Origin of the sequence: Streptomyces sp. NBC_00354, assembly GCF_036106915.1 — a bacterium.
Lineage (GTDB): Bacteria > Actinomycetota > Actinomycetes > Streptomycetales > Streptomycetaceae > Streptomyces.
Genome location: NZ_CP107983.1, coordinates 2,290,951 through 2,306,982, shown reverse-complemented (window position 1 = coordinate 2,306,982; position 16,032 = coordinate 2,290,951). Strand labels below are relative to the sequence as shown.

14 protein-coding genes are annotated in these 16,032 nt (G+C 70.2%); 9 read left to right on the top strand and 5 right to left on the bottom strand.

Annotation, left to right across the window (positions count from 1 at the left end):
* Positions 1 to 34 precede the first annotated feature (34 nt).
* A complete protein-coding gene (locus tag OHT74_RS10310) occupies positions 35 to 700 on the top strand; it encodes an HAD-IA family hydrolase (RefSeq protein ID WP_266662908.1) in 666 nt (221 codons plus the stop codon).
* Positions 701 to 715: 15 nt separating this feature from the next.
* Complete coding sequence (locus OHT74_RS10305) at positions 716 to 1,615, top strand: ROK family protein (protein ID WP_328620094.1); 900 nt, start codon at positions 716 to 718, stop codon at positions 1,613 to 1,615.
* Positions 1,616 to 1,628: 13 nt separating this feature from the next.
* On the opposite strand, the gene mhpA is transcribed toward OHT74_RS10305, so the two are convergent.
* Complete coding sequence (gene mhpA, locus OHT74_RS10300) at positions 1,629 to 3,269, bottom strand: bifunctional 3-(3-hydroxy-phenyl)propionate/3-hydroxycinnamic acid hydroxylase MhpA (protein ID WP_328620093.1); 1,641 nt, start codon at positions 3,267 to 3,269, stop codon at positions 1,629 to 1,631.
* A 360-nt stretch (positions 3,270 to 3,629) separates the two neighbouring features.
* On the opposite strand from mhpA, the gene OHT74_RS10295 reads away from it, so the two are divergent.
* Positions 3,630 to 4,901 carry a cytochrome P450 family protein gene (locus OHT74_RS10295; RefSeq protein WP_266662902.1) on the top strand — a complete coding sequence of 424 codons (1,272 nt, stop codon included), beginning with the start codon at positions 3,630 to 3,632 and terminating at the stop codon, positions 4,899 to 4,901.
* Positions 4,902 to 5,009: 108 nt separating this feature from the next.
* Here OHT74_RS10295 and OHT74_RS10290 read toward each other — a convergent pair whose 3' ends face one another.
* Positions 5,010 to 6,077: a methyltransferase gene (locus OHT74_RS10290; protein WP_328620092.1), complete on the bottom strand. Its 1,068-nt coding sequence runs from the start codon at positions 6,075 to 6,077 to the stop codon at positions 5,010 to 5,012.
* Between the two features lie 334 nt (positions 6,078 to 6,411).
* On the opposite strand from OHT74_RS10290, the gene OHT74_RS10285 reads away from it, so the two are divergent.
* The 4 genes from OHT74_RS10285 (at position 6,412) to OHT74_RS10270 (ending at position 10,565) form a co-directional block, all read left to right on the top strand.
* Complete coding sequence (locus OHT74_RS10285; protein WP_266997410.1) at positions 6,412 to 7,188, top strand: class I SAM-dependent methyltransferase; 777 nt, start codon at positions 6,412 to 6,414, stop codon at positions 7,186 to 7,188.
* A 206-nt stretch (positions 7,189 to 7,394) separates the two neighbouring features.
* Positions 7,395 to 8,189: a thioesterase II family protein gene (locus OHT74_RS10280; protein ID WP_328620091.1), complete on the top strand. Its 795-nt coding sequence runs from the start codon at positions 7,395 to 7,397 to the stop codon at positions 8,187 to 8,189.
* 1 nt (position 8,190) lies between these two features.
* Positions 8,191 to 9,522 carry a cation:proton antiporter gene (locus OHT74_RS10275; protein ID WP_266662894.1) on the top strand — a complete coding sequence of 444 codons (1,332 nt, stop codon included), beginning with the start codon at positions 8,191 to 8,193 and terminating at the stop codon, positions 9,520 to 9,522.
* 182 nt (positions 9,523 to 9,704) lie between these two features.
* The gene (locus OHT74_RS10270; protein ID WP_328620090.1) at positions 9,705 to 10,565 is read left to right on the top strand and encodes a metallophosphoesterase family protein; all 861 of its coding nucleotides are present in this window, start codon (positions 9,705 to 9,707) and stop codon (positions 10,563 to 10,565) included.
* A 29-nt stretch (positions 10,566 to 10,594) separates the two neighbouring features.
* Here the strand turns inward: OHT74_RS10270 and OHT74_RS10265 are convergent, their stop codons facing one another.
* Positions 10,595 to 11,911 carry a LuxR C-terminal-related transcriptional regulator gene (locus tag OHT74_RS10265; protein WP_328620089.1) on the bottom strand — a complete coding sequence of 439 codons (1,317 nt, stop codon included), beginning with the start codon at positions 11,909 to 11,911 and terminating at the stop codon, positions 10,595 to 10,597.
* Between the two features lie 464 nt (positions 11,912 to 12,375).
* Between OHT74_RS10265 and OHT74_RS10260 the strand changes: the two genes are divergently transcribed.
* Positions 12,376 to 12,822 carry a type II 3-dehydroquinate dehydratase gene (locus OHT74_RS10260; protein WP_266662888.1) on the top strand — a complete coding sequence of 149 codons (447 nt, stop codon included), beginning with the start codon at positions 12,376 to 12,378 and terminating at the stop codon, positions 12,820 to 12,822.
* A gap of 32 nt (positions 12,823 to 12,854) precedes the next feature.
* Here OHT74_RS10260 and OHT74_RS10255 read toward each other — a convergent pair whose 3' ends face one another.
* Entirely contained in the window at positions 12,855 to 13,652 is a 798-nt protein-coding gene (locus tag OHT74_RS10255) for a VOC family protein (protein WP_266662886.1), read from the bottom strand.
* A 175-nt stretch (positions 13,653 to 13,827) separates the two neighbouring features.
* On the opposite strand from OHT74_RS10255, the gene OHT74_RS10250 reads away from it, so the two are divergent.
* Positions 13,828 to 14,682 carry a sulfurtransferase gene (locus OHT74_RS10250; RefSeq protein WP_443047340.1) on the top strand — a complete coding sequence of 285 codons (855 nt, stop codon included), beginning with the start codon at positions 13,828 to 13,830 and terminating at the stop codon, positions 14,680 to 14,682.
* 157 nt (positions 14,683 to 14,839) lie between these two features.
* Here the strand turns inward: OHT74_RS10250 and sepH are convergent, their stop codons facing one another.
* Positions 14,840 to 15,865, bottom strand: a complete 1,026-nt coding sequence (gene sepH, locus OHT74_RS10245; RefSeq protein ID WP_266662884.1) for a septation protein SepH — start codon at positions 15,863 to 15,865, stop codon at positions 14,840 to 14,842.
* Positions 15,866 to 16,032: the final 167 nt, after the last annotated feature.

Genomic DNA, 16,032 nt, shown 5'->3' with positions numbered 1-16,032 from the left:
CGTGACAGTTTCAATGGCAGGGACATCAGCGACGGTGACACAGACGCGCCCGTCGGTCAGGCGCGCCGTGATCTTCGACCTGGACGGGGTCATCGTCGACAGCTTCGCGGTGATGGAAGAGGCTTTCGCCATCGCCTACAAGGAGGTCGTGGGGGAGGGCCAGGCGCCGTTCGAGGAGTACCGACGCCACCAGGGGCGCTACTTCCCGGACATCATGCGGATCATGGGCCTCCCGCTGGAGATGGAGGAGCCCTTCGTCCGCGAGAGCTACCGGCTCGCGCACCAGGTGCCGGTCTTCGAGGGCATGGCCGAGCTGCTGCTGACCCTGCGGACGCGTGGGTACAAGCTCGCAGTGGCCACCGGCAAGAGCGGGCCGCGGGCGCGGTCCCTGCTCGAACAGCTGGGCCTGCTCCCCTTCTTCGACCACGTGATCGGCTCGGACGAGGTCGCCCACCCGAAGCCCGCCCCGGACATCGTCGTGCGCGCTCTCGAGCTGCTGGGACTGCCGGCCGAGGAGGCGATCATGATCGGTGACGCACCGACCGACATCGCCAGCGCCCACGGCGCCGGTGTGGCCTCGGCCGCCGCGCTGTGGGCCGAGGTGGACGACGAGGACGCACTGCTGGGTGCTCTGCCGGGCGCCGTCCTGCACCGCCCGGCCGAACTGCTGGCGCTGTGCCCCTCCGTGCCCCGCGGCTGAGGGTCGTCCAAGGGCATGGAGAAGGCACATCACCTCGGTGTCGACATCGGGGGCACCAAGGTCGCCTTCCGGGTGGAGGCCGGCGCGGAGTGCGTCGACGAGTCCGCCTTCCGGTGGGGCCCGCGGCACAGCGCCGACCGGGACCTCGCCCAACTCGCCCACCACGTGGAGCAACTGCGGGCGAGACTCGGAGTACCGCTCCGCGCGGTGGGCGTCGCGATGCCCGGCACGGTCGACCCGGCCGGCCGGGTCACCGCCTGGCCCAGCCGGCCGGAGTGGAACGGGCTCGACCTGGACGCGTCGCTGCGCGCGCTGTTCCCCGAAGCAGCCGTCGCCCGGGCGGACGACGGCGACCTCGGTGCCCTCGCGGAAGCCCGGGCGTCGGGCTGCGACGACCTGCTCTACCTCGGGGTGGGCACCGGCATCGGCGGCGGCCTCGTCCTGCAGGGGGCGCTGTGCCCCGGGCTCGGCCGCGGCTCCTTCGAGATCGGACACGTGATCGTCGCGATGGGCGGTGCGCAGTGCGTCTGCGGCCGCCGGGGATGCCTCCAGGCGATCGCCTCCGGACCGGCCACCCTGGGCCGCGCGGCCCTTGTGCGGGGAGCGCCCGTCCCCTTCGAGGAACTGCGGCGGGCGCTGCGCGAAGGGGCGCCGTGGGCGGTCACCGCAGTCGAGGAGACCTCCCGAGCCCTGGCCGCCGCGGTGGCCGGCGTCCAGGAACTGGTCCATCCCCGGCTCGCCCTGATCGGCGGCGGCTTCGCGGCCGGCCTCCCCGAGCTCATCGGGCTGGTGTCCGGTCACCTCGCCGAGCTGGCCCGCCCGGGCCAACCCCCGCTGCCGGTGGAGCCGGCAGCGCTGGGGGGCCTTTCCTCGTTGCGCGGCGCGGTGGCGCTCGCCCGCCTGGCCGCGCCCTGACCGCGTACGACCGTCAGCCGGCCCGGTGCGGTGCACCGGCCGGCACCGCGGCGCGCAACTGGTCCCGCAGGTCGTCGACCAGCGCTTCGGTGCCGCCCGGGCCGCTCGCGGCGCCGAAGACGTGGTAGTCCGGACGGACGAGCAGCGAACTCGCCCCGAACCGCGCCAGATACGGCCCGTAGACCTCGTCCGTATCCACCACGCCGATCGCACCGGCCGAGCCGTGCCCGTCGGATGCCTGTCCGGGCGGCAGCAGCCGCACCACGTGGGCCCCGATGCCGGCGAGGAAGGACAGCCGCTCCTCGTCGAGCAGGGTGTGCGGATCGTCGGTGGTCAGCAGGACGAAACCACGGCCGACGACATCGTCGAACAGCTCGGCGGGGCCCTGGTGCGCCACGCGTCCCTGCGGTACGACGGCACCCGCGGGCGCCTCGGCCGCCTCCGCTCCGGCCGGCCGGTGCAGCAGCCCGCCCGAGAGTGCCTTCGCCGGCTCCGGCCGCCCCGCCGGCTTGCCTCGCCGGTTGGCCAGCACCGTGGCATCCCGGTCGGCGGCCGCCGCCGGGTCCGTCACACAGATCACCCGGCCCAGCTGGACCGACGCCAGGATCGCCTCCTTGGCCTGCGCCCGGCGTTCCTCCGTGTAGCTGTCCAGTACGGACTCGTCCGCGAGGCCGCGCAGCGTCAGGTCCAGCTTCCACGCCAGGTTGACGACGTCCCGGATGCCGGAGCACATGCCCTGCCCGGCGAAGGGCGGCATGAGATGGGCCGCGTCTCCGGCCAGCAGGACACGGCCCACGCGCCACTGGTCGGCCCAACGGGCCTGGAAGATGTACGTGGTGCTGCGCAGCAGGGTGGCCGTGTCGGGGGTGACGCCGAACGGCGCCAGCAGCCGCCAGGCCGTCTCGTCCCGGTTGAGCTCGGCCGTGCTCTCGCCGGGCAGGCGCATGAACTCCCAGCGCCGGCGCCCGGGGCCGCTGGCCACCACGGTCGTGGGCCTGGCCGGATCACAGATCTGCACGTTGGTGGGGGTGAACTCGCGCGGCCGGCGCAGTTCGACGTCGCAGAGCAGCCACTCGTAGGAGAACCCGAGGTCCGTCACGGAGACGTCGAGGTGGTCGCGCACGAAGCTGTTGGCTCCGTCGCACCCCACGACCCACCGTGCGGAGAGGACGCGTGTCGCGTCGTCGTCGGTGGCCGCCGTCACCTCAACCCGTTCCCCGCCGTCGGCGATCTTCACGACCTCGTGCCCGCGCAGCACCGTGATGCCGGGAAGTGCCGCCGCCCTGGCGGCGATCAGCTCTTCCAGGGCCGGCTGGTGCATCGTGTTGGCGTCCGGCCAGCCGTAGGGACCGGCCGTGGTGAACTCGATGTCCAGCAGCGCCGCGCCGGAGGGGGTCTGCCACTGGTAGCCGTTGGCCGGCTCGGTGACCCGGCCCAGGTCCGGGCCGATCCCGGTGGCCGCCAGGAGCCGCGCGGTCTCCCCGTCGAAGCTGGTCGCCCGGGGAAGCCGGTACGGCCGGGCGCGGCGCTCGAGTACGGTCACCCGCCAGCCGCGCTGGGCGAGCAGCACCGAGAGCGCGGCACCGATCGGCCCGTTGCCCACGATGACGACGTCGGTGTCCGTCGGATTCGAGTTCGTTTCGTTCGGTCGCATGGTTGGCATCGTGCCCCTACTCGCATGCCGTGGGCAGATCAGCGCGCACTTCGAAAAACGGCGTCAAGGAAGACTTCACAGGTCCGCGCTGTTTGAAGGGCTGAATTCCGCCACGCTGGAAAATTGCCAGAATAGTATTCCGGTGTTCGAGGCGTGTCAAGGATCAGGAAACTCTATCAGGATGAGGGATGTGTTGTCGGTCATTCCTGCCATAACTTGCCGAAGAGCCGGGCCCGCTGAAGCGGCCGGTGCAGTTCGAAATCCGGTTGTGCCGGTTTCGTTCGGCCCTGAACGGCAAAAGCCCGTCCCGTGTGCCCACCTCATATCGGTGGGTCGGTAAGCCTTTTCTCCGATACGGAAGTGAGCGACCTTATGACCGCCACCGCCGAGACCCCGGCCGACCCGGTCGAGCTCCTCTCGCCGGACCTGATAGCCGACCCGTTCGCCGGGTACGCGCGGATGCGCGAGCAGGCGCCGATCCTGACCGGCACGATGATGGGCGGGCCGCCGATGTGGCTGGTCACCCGCTACGCCGATGTCCGCCGGGTTCTGACCGACCCACGGTTCCTCAACAACCCGGCCTCGGTGCCGGGAGGCCCGGACGTCCGGACCACGATCATGAAGCGGCTCAACATCCCGTCCGACCTGGTCGACTACCTCGCCGACAAGATCGTCGAAGTCGACGGCGCCCACCACCGCCGGCTGCGCAAGCTGGTCTCCCGGGCGTTCACCGCGCGGCGCGTGTCCGCGCTGCGCCCACGGGTCGAGGAGATCACCGCGGCGCTCCTCGACCGGTTGGCCGAGGCCGCACGCGACGGCGCGCCGGTCGAACTCATGGAGTCCTTCTGCTACCCGCTGCCGATCACCGTGATCTGCGAGCTGGTCGGCATCGACGAGGCCGATCGTCCCCGGTGGCACGAGTGGGCGGGCATGCTGTCCGCCCCCTTGGCGCACGTCGAGAGCCTCCCGACCGTCTTTCGCGAGTGCGTCGACCACGTGCTGGACCTGATCGCTCGCCGGCGTGCCGAGCCGCGCGACGACCTGGTCACCGCACTCGTGCAGGCCCAGGAGGACGACGGCGACCGCCTCTCCGACCGGGAGATGGTCACGCTGGTCTTCACCCTTGTGATCACCGGGCACGAGACGACGACCTCCTTGCTCGGCAATTCGGTACTCGCCCTGCTCGGGCACCCGGACCAGCTCGCACTGCTGCGCGCCGACCCGTCCCGGTGGCCTCAGGCGGTGGACGAGCTGACGCGACTGGGGCCGGTCCAGTTCGGGCAGCCCCGGTACCCGTCGGAGGAGGTCGAGCTGGGCGGCGTGACGATCCCGGCGGGGGCGCCGGTCATCCCGCTGCTCCTCGCCGCGAACACCGACCCGCGCCGATTCGACGACCCCGAGCGGCTGGACGTCGGCCGGGAGACCGAACGCACCGAGAGCCACCTCGGTTTCGGGCAGGGGTTGCACTACTGCCTCGGTGCCGTGCTGGCCCGCCAGGAGGCGGAGGTGGCGCTGCACGCGCTGTTCACCCGGTTCCCCGACCTGTCCCTGGCGGTCGGGCGGGAGCAGATCCCGTGGACGCTGCGACCCGGGTTCACCAGGGTCGACCGGCTTCCGCTGCAGCTCGTCTGAACCCGGCCCCCGCCGGGCGATCCCGGCCGGCGGGGGCCGGGTCCGCACCCGGTCCGGCCGGCCGGGGTCGCAGCCCCCCGGCGCGCGGGCCCACCCGCGTTCACCTGCTCATGCGACCTTCGTCGCGCACAGGATGCCGTGCGCGATAAGGGCTCCCGGTGTCTTGGTGAGGTCCTGGGCCACCGTCTTCGTGACCTCGAACCCGCACTCCTCCACCCAGCTCCGGTAGGCCGACAGCTTCTGCGGCCCTCCCTTGCCCATGGCGCCGGAGAGGAAGTAGACGGGGAACAGGTCGACGCCGGCGCTGCTGGGGTCCTTGACGTCGTCGGGGTACACCGGCACCAGGATGTTGACCTGCCCGCCGACTTCCAGCGCATTGCTGACGCTGGTGAGGATCCTGACCACGTCCTCCTTGTCGAACATGTCCAGGAAGTGCTTGATCAGGACGACGTCGAAGCCCTTGGGAACGCTTGCGAAGACGTCACCGCCGATGAACGAGCAGTGCTTCTCGACGCCGTGGGTGCGGAAGGTCTCGAGGCATTCCTCTTCCTTCTCGGGCAGGTCGAAAGTCGTCACGCGAAGCCCGGGCGACGCCTTCAGCCGATAGGTCATGATCGCTCCGAGACCGGTGTTCCCGGCGAGATCGAGCACCTTCGAGCCTGCTGGTATGCGGAGGTTGCGGAAGAACCAGGGATCCACGTGGGCGGTGACGTCGTCCATCATGGTGGCCCAGGATTCGCGCAGGTCCTTGTGCTCGCCCACGGCCTCGTACAGATTTCCCTTGAACCCGTAGAACTTGTCCAGGCCGACGACCGTGCCGGTCTGAACGCTTTCGGTGAGGTAGAACATCTGCCTGAGCATGACGACCTTGATCATGTCCATCACGGTGAGCAGCCGCCCGAGGTCGGCCTCGGCAATGTCCGCGAGAGCGTCGAGGGAGTAGCCGCCGGAAGCCTCGTCGTACGCGATGAACCCCTCCTTGACCGGCAGGTGGAGGAGCTGTTCCACGGCACCCGCCGTGGCACCGACGGTCTCGCCGAGCCGGTCCGTGGTCATGCCGGGCTCTTTCCGGAGCGCATCGATGATGCCGAGCTCGAAACAGGACAGCAGGGTCATGAACCTCGCCGGTCCCAGCATGTATTCGCGGAACCGCACGAACGTGTCTTCTGGAGTCATTGCACTCATTCCTTCGGGCCAGGCGAGCGCGCCACGATTCAGGACGGCACCGGCCGCGCTCCCGCTCGCGGGCGACACCCCGGAACCGGGCGGTGCGTTCGCGAGAATTTCCTTTCAGGGTAGGGAATGCGCGACGGGCCGGGCATCCCTTGATCTGGTAGCGCACCTCGTATCTCGAGGCGTTGCGCATTGTCCTATCAGATCGAGGGATGCCCGGCCCGTCAGGTCTGTCCTAGGGTCTGGAAGGATCATGCAAGTCGCGGGATCGGCACCGGTCCCGACCAATTCAAAATGGGTCCGCCGATTTCACTCGGGGCGCTCGCTGGAGGATCACGTGACCGAACAGAACCTAGAGAACTTCTCGCTGGAACACCTCAACCTGGAAGCCGTTTACCAGGGATATCGGGGAGACGCGCCGGTCGGGATCCTCGCGCCGTGGGACATCGCCGATGCGCAGCCGGCCGTGATCGCGGCCGAGGGTGCGGGCCAGGTCAGCGGCGACGTGATCGACGTCGGCTGCGGACTCGGCGACAACGCGATCTTCCTCGCCTCGCGCGGCTATAGGGTCACCGGCATCGACGGGGCGCCGACCGCGATCCAGGAGGCGCAGAAGCGGGCCCGCGCCAAGGGGCTCGACGTCGATTTCGCCGTTGCCGACGCGACCAGCCTGGACGGTTACGAGAACCGTTTCGACACGGTCATCGACAGCGGGCTCTACCACTGCCTGACCGAGGACAACCAGCGCCGCTACATGGATGCGCTGTACCGCGCCACCAAGCCCGGCGCGCGGCTGCACCTGCTCTGCTTCGCCGAAGAGCTGCCCGCGGTCTTCCCCGTCGCACAGCGCGTCAGCGAGAAGAACCTCCGTGAGATCGTCGGCAAGCAGTGGAACATCACCTTGCTCCGCCCGGTCCTGTACCAGACCTCGCTCACCCCCGAGAGCATTCGGCAGCTGATCAGCCTGGCGGCCTCCGAGACGGAGGACGTCAGCGAATCGCTTGCCCGCTTCGACCCGGCGCTCTCCTCGAATCCCATCGATTCCGTCGAACTCGACGAACAGGGACGGATCAAGGCTCCCGTCTGGCAGCTCGCCGCGGAACGCATCGGTTAGCGGTAACCGGCCGCCGGCGTTGCCGATTCGTCCAGCAGGCGAAGTATTTCGCCATCCGGCAGAGTGGGCCAGGTTTCACCTGGTCCACTCATCGGCGTAACCGGAGATTTCGCACGAGCCGGAACCCCGGACGTCCGGCCGGATGCGAGACGCCCTATCAGATCGAGGGATGCCCAGCCCGTCAAGCCCGCCCTAGGCTCTGGAAGATGTCGAAAAAAGTGGAGCAATTCGAGAAATGGGTCCGGCGACGCCCCCCGGCGCCGAACAGCAAAGTCCGCCTCATATGCCTGCCGCACGCAGGCGGATCGGCGAGCTTCTACTTCCCCGTGTCCAAGGAGCTCGCGCCCGAGGTGGATGTGCTGGCGATCCAGTACCCGGGGCGGCAGGACCGGCGCCACGAGCCGAACATCCCCAGCATCCCCGACCTGGCGGATCAGATCTTCGCGGCCGTGCGCCACCTCGACGATCTGCCCCTGGCGTTGTTCGGGCACAGCATGGGCGCCGTCATCGCCTACGAGCTTGCGCTGCGCATGCAGGACGCCGGCCTCCCCTCGCCCGTGCGGTTCTTCGCGTCCGGCCGGCGGGCCCCCTCCCGCCACCGCGACGACATGGTCCACCTCGGGTCGGACGCACAGATGGTGGCCGAGCTCCGCAAGCTGAGCGGAACCGACGCGGCCATGCTGGCCGACCCGGAACTGCTGGAAATGATCATGCCGGCCATCCGCAGCGACTACCAGGCTGTCGAGACGTACCAGTACGAACCCGGCCGGAAGCTGGACTGCCCGGTGACGGTGCTCACCGGAGACAACGACCCCCGGGTCTCGATCGACGAAGCGGCGTCCTGGGAAGCGCACACCACAGGGCCGACGGAGCTCCGGGTATACCCGGGAGGCCACTTCTTCCTCACCGATCAGAGCACAGACGTGATCGAACTGCTGACGGAGAGACTGGTCCGCCAGAGCGTCCTGACGCCCGGCAGGCCCCGGGTCGAGGTGATGTGAGATGGGCTCCGTACCGGTCCCGACCATCGCCCACCACTCGCTGTTGGTGCTCCTTCTCCAGCTGGCGCTCCTCCTGCTCCTGGCCATCACTCTGGGGCAGCTGGCCGCATGGTTCAAAATGCCTGCGATCGTCGGCGAGTTGTTCGCCGGAGTGCTCCTCGGTCCCTCGGTCCTCAGCCACGTGCTGCCGGATTTCGCCGACTGGCTGCTGCCGAAGCAGCCCGCCCAGATGCACCTCCTTGATGCGGTGGGTCAGCTGGGGGTCCTGCTGCTCGTCGGTGTCACCGGCATGGAGCTGAAGTTCGACCTCGTCAAACGGCGCGGGGCCACCGCGATGAAGGTCAGTCTCGCCGGTCTGATCCTGCCCCTGGTACTCGGCGTCGGCACGGGCCTCCTGCTGCCCGCCTCGTTCCTCCCGGGCGACACCGACCCGACGGTCTTCGCCCTGTTCCTCGGGGTGGCCCTGTGCGTCAGCGCGATCCCGGTGATCGCCAAGACGCTGATGGACATGAACCTGCTCCACCGCGACATCGGACAACTGACGCTCGCCTCCGGCGTGATCGACGACGTCATCGGCTGGTTCCTGCTCTCCATCGTGTCGGCGATGGCAACGGCCGGACTGACCACCGGGAAGATCGCCACCTCGCTGCTGTACCCCATAGGCGTCGTGCTGTTCGCCGTGCTGGTGGGCCGCCCCGTGGTGAAGATCGCGCTGCGGGCGGCCAACCGGTCCCCGGACGCCGGGCCGACCGTTGCGGTGGCGGCGCTGATCGTCCTGCTGGGCTCCGCGGCGACGCACGCGATGGGACTGGAGGCGGTCTTCGGCGCCTTCGTGTGCGGCCTGCTGATCAGCACCTGCGGCGAGCTGGACCGGGAGAAGCTGGCCCCGCTGCGGACGACCGTGCTGGCCTTCCTCGCCCCGATCTACTTCGCCACGGCAGGTCTCCGGATGGACCTGACCGCGCTGACCAGGCCCGCCGTTCTGGCCGCTGCATGCGCGGTGCTCGCCGTCGCCATCCTCGGCAAGTTCGTGGGTGCCTACATCGGCGCGAAGATGAGCGGGCTCAACCGGTGGGAGGCCCTCGCGCTCGGAGCCGGCATGAACTCCCGCGGGGTGATCGAGGTGATCGTGGCGATGGTCGGGCTGCGGCTCGGCATCCTCGGCCCCGAGACGTACACCATCATCATCCTCGTCGCGATCGTGACCTCGCTCATGGCGCCGCCCATCCTGCGCGCCGCCATGGCCAGGGTCGAGGAGAACGCCGAGACGGAACTGGGTATGGGCACAGGCAAGCCGCGCGACCTCGCGTCGCAACCACCCGCCACCGTCTGAGGATGTGCCGTCGCCCTCGAGCGGAGGGCCTGACTGGCACTCGACGAGTGCCAGGAGGAGAGAAACATGACTTCCAGTTCGCCGCCGCACGGGGCCTGCGCCCCCTCGCGGACAGTTGCGTGCGCGAAGCAGGCGCAGAGGTCCCTCCTGGCACCCGTCGTGTGCACCGAAGGGGACGAGGGATGACCGGGAAGGCCGGCGGTACGGGCAAGGGGCAGTTGCTGGCCATCAGCGACCTCCACCTCAACTACGCCGAGAACCGTGCCCTGGTCGAGCGGATGAGACCCGGTTCGGAGGACGACTGGCTGCTGGTAGCCGGGGACGTGTCGGAGAACGTGGCCGACATCCGCTGGTGCCTGAAAACCCTCGCGAGCCGTTTCCGCAAGGTCGTCTGGGTCCCCGGCAACCACGAGCTGTGGACCCACCCGAGCGACACCCTCACCCTGCGCGGTGTCGCCCGGTACGAATACCTGGTCGAGCTGTGCCGCGAACTGGGCGTCACCACGCCCGAGGACCCCTACCCGATCTGGGAGGGGCCGGACGGCCCCGTGGCCGTGGCGCCGCTGTTCCTGCTGTACGACTACTCCTTCCTGCCGGCGGATTGCACCACCAAGGAGGAGGGGCTGGCCTACGCGCACAGCACCGGAGTCATCTGCAACGACGAGTACGTCCTGCACCCCGACCCCTACCCGAGCCGCGAGGCCTGGTGCCGGGCCCGGGTCGCCGAGACGGAGCGCAGGCTCGCCGAACTCCCCGACGGCCTGCCCACCGTCCTCGTCAACCACTACCCGCTCGACCGGCACCCGACGGACGTCCTGTGGTACCCGGAGTTCGCCATGTGGTGCGGCACCCGGCTGACCGCCGACTGGCACCGCAGGTTCAACGTGGCCGCCATGGTCTACGGCCATCTCCACATCCCGCGGACCACGTACCACGAGGGCGTCCGCTTCGAAGAGGTGTCCGTGGGATATCCCCGCGAGTGGCGCACGCGCCAGGATCCACCGGGAAGGCTGCGCCGGATACTGCCCGTGGAGGCCGGGTGACCGTGTGACCGGGTGATCACCGCCGGACGTCAGCCGACCTGTGCGAGCTCAGGAGCCGGACTCGAAATACGGCTCCACGTCCGCGTCAGTTCCACACGAGAAGCCACGTTCATCTTGCGGAAGATCTTCTTCAGATGGAACGCCACGGTGTGACCGGAGATGAACAGGTGCTCGCCGACCTGGGAGTTGGTGAACCCCTGGCTCACCAACTCGGCCACCGCAGCCTCGGTGACGGTGAGAGAGCCGGCGCTCACACCGTCCTGGCCGGCGTACTGCGGATAGCGGCCGCGTCGCACACCGAGCGAGCGGAGCTTGCTCACGACCCTGCGGGCATCCCGCGGGGCCGCGGAATGCGTATACCCCTCCACCGCCCGTTCGAGGATCTCGACGGCCCGATCCCGCTCCTGGTCCAGTTCGGACAGGAGAGTCCCGGCATCTTCGTAGGCGGACGCGCCGGCCCACAGGTCCAGATGCGATTCGGCCGCAGCGATGACCCGTTCGGGATTCTCTTCGAGCAGCCCCTCGGCGTGTACCGCCGCCGCTTCTATGGACCGGAGCCCGCAGTTGCGCGCGGCGAGTCCGGAAGCCTCGGAGGCCACCCGCGCGGCGAGGGATTCGTCGCCCAGCTTCCTCGCGGTCCGCACGAGCCAGGCGGCAGCGGCCGGCTGCGAGGCCAGGAGCTCCAGGATGAGCTGGTCGTCCGTGATGATGCCCGCGATGAGATGAGCCGCACTCTTCGCGCCACCCTGCACTTCCAGGAACTGGGCCGCGGCCCAGGCGCACTGACTGGGCCTGTCGACCGTCCGGCCGAGAAGGGCGTCCTGCCGCAGCTGATCGACGAAGTCCAGGCTCACGCTCATGTTGCCCTGCCGGAGAGCGCTCAGCGCCAACATGGTGTGCGCATCGGGAAGCAGGGAGTTGAGGTCGGCCTGCTGCGCCCTGTGGACGCCCCGGCCCGCCAGATCGGCAGCGGAGTCGACATCTCCCCGGGTGAACGCGAGTTCTGCCGAACAGATCAGCGCAGCCGCCACCAGTCCGCCGGTTTCCGCAGCGCGGGCCGTCAGCTCCTCCACGCCGGCGAGTACACGTGCCCCGGAGGCGAGTTCACGGACCCGGACGAGCAGTACGGAATACCAGACCATGGCCGGCCCCACGCAATTGTCTGCGCATTCAGGGTTGATCCGGGCGGCTACGGCCGCCAGGCGAATTGCCTCGACGAGTTCGCCGCGCGACCAGGCGGAAAACGAGAGCTCGGACAATCTGACCGTCTCGCAGGAGTTGCCGTCGCAGGTGCGCATGACGGAAAATACCGGGGGCGTCTGCAGGCGAATCAGAGAGTCGAGCATCACATCTCCTGTCATCGGATCATCAGTCGCGCCGCTTCGTCCGAGTGGTGGCGGTGGACGTGCCAGTCATGATTCAGCACCGGGCTCCCGAGGGCCGGAGTGTTCCAGCCGGGCTCAAGTGCAGATCAAGACAGCTGCCGGAAGGGCGAAGTTCGCTTCGCGAGGGCCGGGCAGCCTCGCCGAACGGGAGTTTGCCGCCCACCACGCGGTCTCGGGTCCGCCGCCCGCCGGATCGCCCTCGCACCGGACGCGCGCGGCATCGAGCCGGTCCCCAGCGGTCCTCTTGCGGCGGCCCTCGGCGAGAGCCGGCCCGGTGGGCGCCAGGTGGAAGCACCGCCCGCCAGGACGACGATCACGCGGGTGCCCGACGGACTATCAATTCTGATGATGGCGCACCCAGAAGGGCGTCGACAGTATGGAGGTGTTCCGGAACCCTCCGGTGGAATGGATAACGAGGTGTCCCCTTGAGTGTCGTTCTTCTCTTGAACGGTCCCAACCTGGGCATTCTGGGGCGACGCGAGCCGGAGATATACGGCACGGATACGCTCGCCGACATCGAAGCGGCGGTCGCCCGGGAAGTGAGCGTCAAGGGGTGGGAGGTTCGCTCCGTCCAGCACGATTCGGAAGGCGACCTCGTCGGCGCCATTCACAGGCATTCCGACACCACGGTCGGGGCGATCGTCAATCCCGGTGCCCTGATGATTGCCGGATGGAGTCTGCGTGACGCACTGGCGAGCTATTCACCGCCGTGGGTCGAGGTGCACCTCAGCAACGTGTGGGCCCGCGAACAGTTCCGGCACGAGTCGGTGATCGCCCCCCTGGCGAGCGGTGTCGTGGTCGGCCTGGGTGCTTTCGGCTACCGCCTGGCCGCCCAGGCGCTGATGCACCTGTCCGAGGCCAAGCCCTCGTAGCCATCACGGCGAGGGCCGGCGAGGGCCGCCGGTCAGTGGCCGTTCCCGGGACGCGACTCCAGGAGGGTGAACACCGCGCCCTCCGGATCCGTGACCGTGGCCACCCTGCCGGTCAGCCCCTCACGGGGCGGCTGGACGACGCGCCCGCCGAGCCGGTGGACCCGGGCCGTGGCCGTGTCGGCGTCCTCGACCTCGAAGTACGTCATCCAGTGCGGGCCCCGGTCGTGCGGGAGCGAGCGTCCGACCCCGTGCACGGCGGCGACCGGGCGCCCGTCCAGCAGCAGCGTCACGTAGTCGAAGTCGGCGGAGGCCGTGCCGTGCGTCTCGGCCTCGTGGCCGAAGACGTGCTCGTAGAACTTGCCGACGGTCGACGTGTCCTGCGTGACCAGCTCGCTCCAGACCGGCGTGCCGGGGACCCCGGGCTGCTGGGTCCCGATCTGCTCCTCGGCCTGCCAGAGGCCGAAGATCGCCCCCAGCGGGTCGGAGCAGATCGCCAGGCGTCCCGCGGCCCCCGCGTCCAGCGGGCCCACCGCCACCGTGCCGCCGCAGGAGCGGATCGTCTCGGCCGTCGAGTCCGCGTCGTCGGTGGCGAAGTACGTCGTCCAGGCCACCGGAAGATGCCGGTCCGGCGGCATCTCCCCGATGCCGGCCACTTCCTGGCCGTCGAGCAGGGCGCGGACGTACGGGCCGAAGGGCTGGGGGCCGGGCTCGTACTCCCAGCCGAACAGGTCGGTGTAGAAGGCCTCGGTGGTCCCGAGGCCGTGCACCATCAGACTCGACCAGCACGGTGTGCCGGGCGGGCGCCGCGTTGCTTCCGGTGCCTCGGTCATGTCAGCCGTCTCCTCCGTCGTCACTCATCCCGGACCAGATGCTTCCACTCCGGCGTGTCCGGCGCGCCCCGACCGGCCGGGTTTCGCCGGAGCGGGGAGAGATGACCGAATCGGTGCGGCCTGTCGATGTCGGGCTTGTTACACGGGCTGTGGAGCGGGGAGGAAGATGGGCCGCATGACTGCGAACTCTGCACCCTCTGTGATCGTTTCCGTCCCCGAACTGATGGCCGGGTCGGCCCGGTCCCGGCCGCCGGTGCTGCTGGACGTCCGCTGGCAGCTGGGCGGCCCGAACCTGCGGTCCGAGTACGAGGCCGGGCACCTGCCGGGCGCGGTGTACGTGGACCTCGACCGCGAACTGGCAGGTCCGGCGGGGGCGGGCGGCCGGCACCCACTGCCGCAGCCGGAGGAGTTCGGGGCGGTGATGCGCAGGGCCGGGGTCTCGGCCGACATGCCGGTGGTCGTGTACGACGGGGGGCAGGGGTGGGCCGCCGCCCGGGCGTGGTGGCTGTTGCGCTGGACGGGTCACACGGACGTGCGGGTACTGGACGGGGGACTGGCCGCGTGGACGGCGGCGGGCGGGCCGGTGACGGCTGACGCGGTGACCGTCGAGGAGGGCGATTTCAAGCCAAACCCGGGGGCGGTGGGGCTGCTGGACGCGGACGCCGCGGCGGCGCTCGCGCGCAGCGGGATCCTGCTGGACGCGCGGGCGGGGGAGCGGTACCGGGGCGACGTCGAGCCGATCGACCCGGTCGGCGGGCACATTCCGGGGGCGGTGTCGGCGCCGACGGCGGAAAACGTGGGCGCGGACGGGCGGTTCCTCGCGGCGGACGCGCTGCGGGCGAGGTTCGCCGGGCTGGGTGTCTCGGGCTCGGCGCCGGTCGGGGTGTACTGCGGCTCGGGCGTCTCGGGGGCGCACGAGGTGCTGGCGCTCGCGGTCGCGGGGGTTCCGGCCGCCCTGTACGCGGGCAGCTGGTCGGAATGGTCCGCGGACCCGACCCGCCCGGTGGCCACGGGCCCGGACCCGCAGTAGCCACTCCAGCCCCGCCGGCAACATCCAGCCCCGCCGGCGTTGGCGGCGTGGGGGTACCCCCGGACGGGGGCTGGGGGAGGGCCTGGGGCGGAGCCCCGGGAAGCCGGGCGCAGCCCGGGCCCGCTCGCGCAGCGCTGGCGCAGCCGAGCGGGGGTGGCTACTCCTGTTTCTTGCGGCGGGTGCCGAAGACGATCTCGTCCCAGCTCGGGACCGCCGCGCGGCGGCCCGGGCGGACGCCGTCGGCTTCCGCCTGGCGGTCCGTGGTGCCCGTCAGGCGGTCGCGGTGGCCCGCCACCGTGCGCGGCATCAGGACGTCCGCGTACGCGGCACCCGCACCGGTGCTCGCCGAAGCCGCCGGGGGCTCCTCCACCTCCGGCTCCTCCGCCGGGGGCTCGGCGCGTTCCGGGACCACCAGGTCGCCGCGGAAGCTCGGTACCGCCTCCAGCAGGCTCGTCAGCGTGTCCCGTTCCTCCTCCGGCTCCGGAGCCGGGGCTGCGTGGTTGGCCGTTCGCTCCAGCTGCCGGTCGAGCGCGCGGTCCAGCGGCCGGTCCCGCGGCAGCCGCGCGATCCTGGGCACGAACGGAAAGCTCGGCTCCGGCGTCGCCGGCAGGTCGTCCGCCTCGCCGATCAGGGAGCGGGCCTCGTCGTCCACGGCCACGACCAGCCGGCGCGGCGGGTCGTACGTCCAGCTGGCCGAGTGCGGTTCGCCCGCCACCCGGTAGACCAGCAGGACCTCCCAGGTGCCGTCGTCACGGCGCCAGGAGTCCCACTGGACGGACTCCTTCTCGGCGCCGCGCAGCGTGAGCCGCTCCTGCACCGCCTCGCCGAGCTGGGGTCCGGTGTTCTCGCCGGGACGGCGTACGGGGGTCTTGCGGGCCCGCTCCGCCATGAACGCGCGCTCGGCCAGCACCGGGCCCTCGAAGCGGCGTACGCGGTCGACGGGGATGCCGGCGAGTTGAGCGACCTCCTCAGCGGAGGCGCCGGCCCGTATGCGGGCCTGGATGTCGCGGGGGCGGAGGTGGCTCTCCACCTCGATCTCGATCTGGTTCAGGCGCGCGCGGTCGTTGCGCACGGCAGCCCGCAGCCGCTCGTCGATCGGAAGCGTGTACTCCGTGCTGTCCGCAGCCTTGAGCACCAGTCGTGTGCCGTCATTTGAGACGGCCACGACACGCAGTTCGGGCATGGGGACCTCCCGGGTGGTGCCTGCCGACGTCACGTGCGTCGCTGCTTCCGCTAGTCGAGTGTGGCCTGCCCGGGTGCAGCCTGCCACAACCTTGCCGAGTTCAACCGGCGTGTCGGGCATGCGCCCTTGATCGCCGTTATGGCACGGTTACCTGTTGGGCACACACA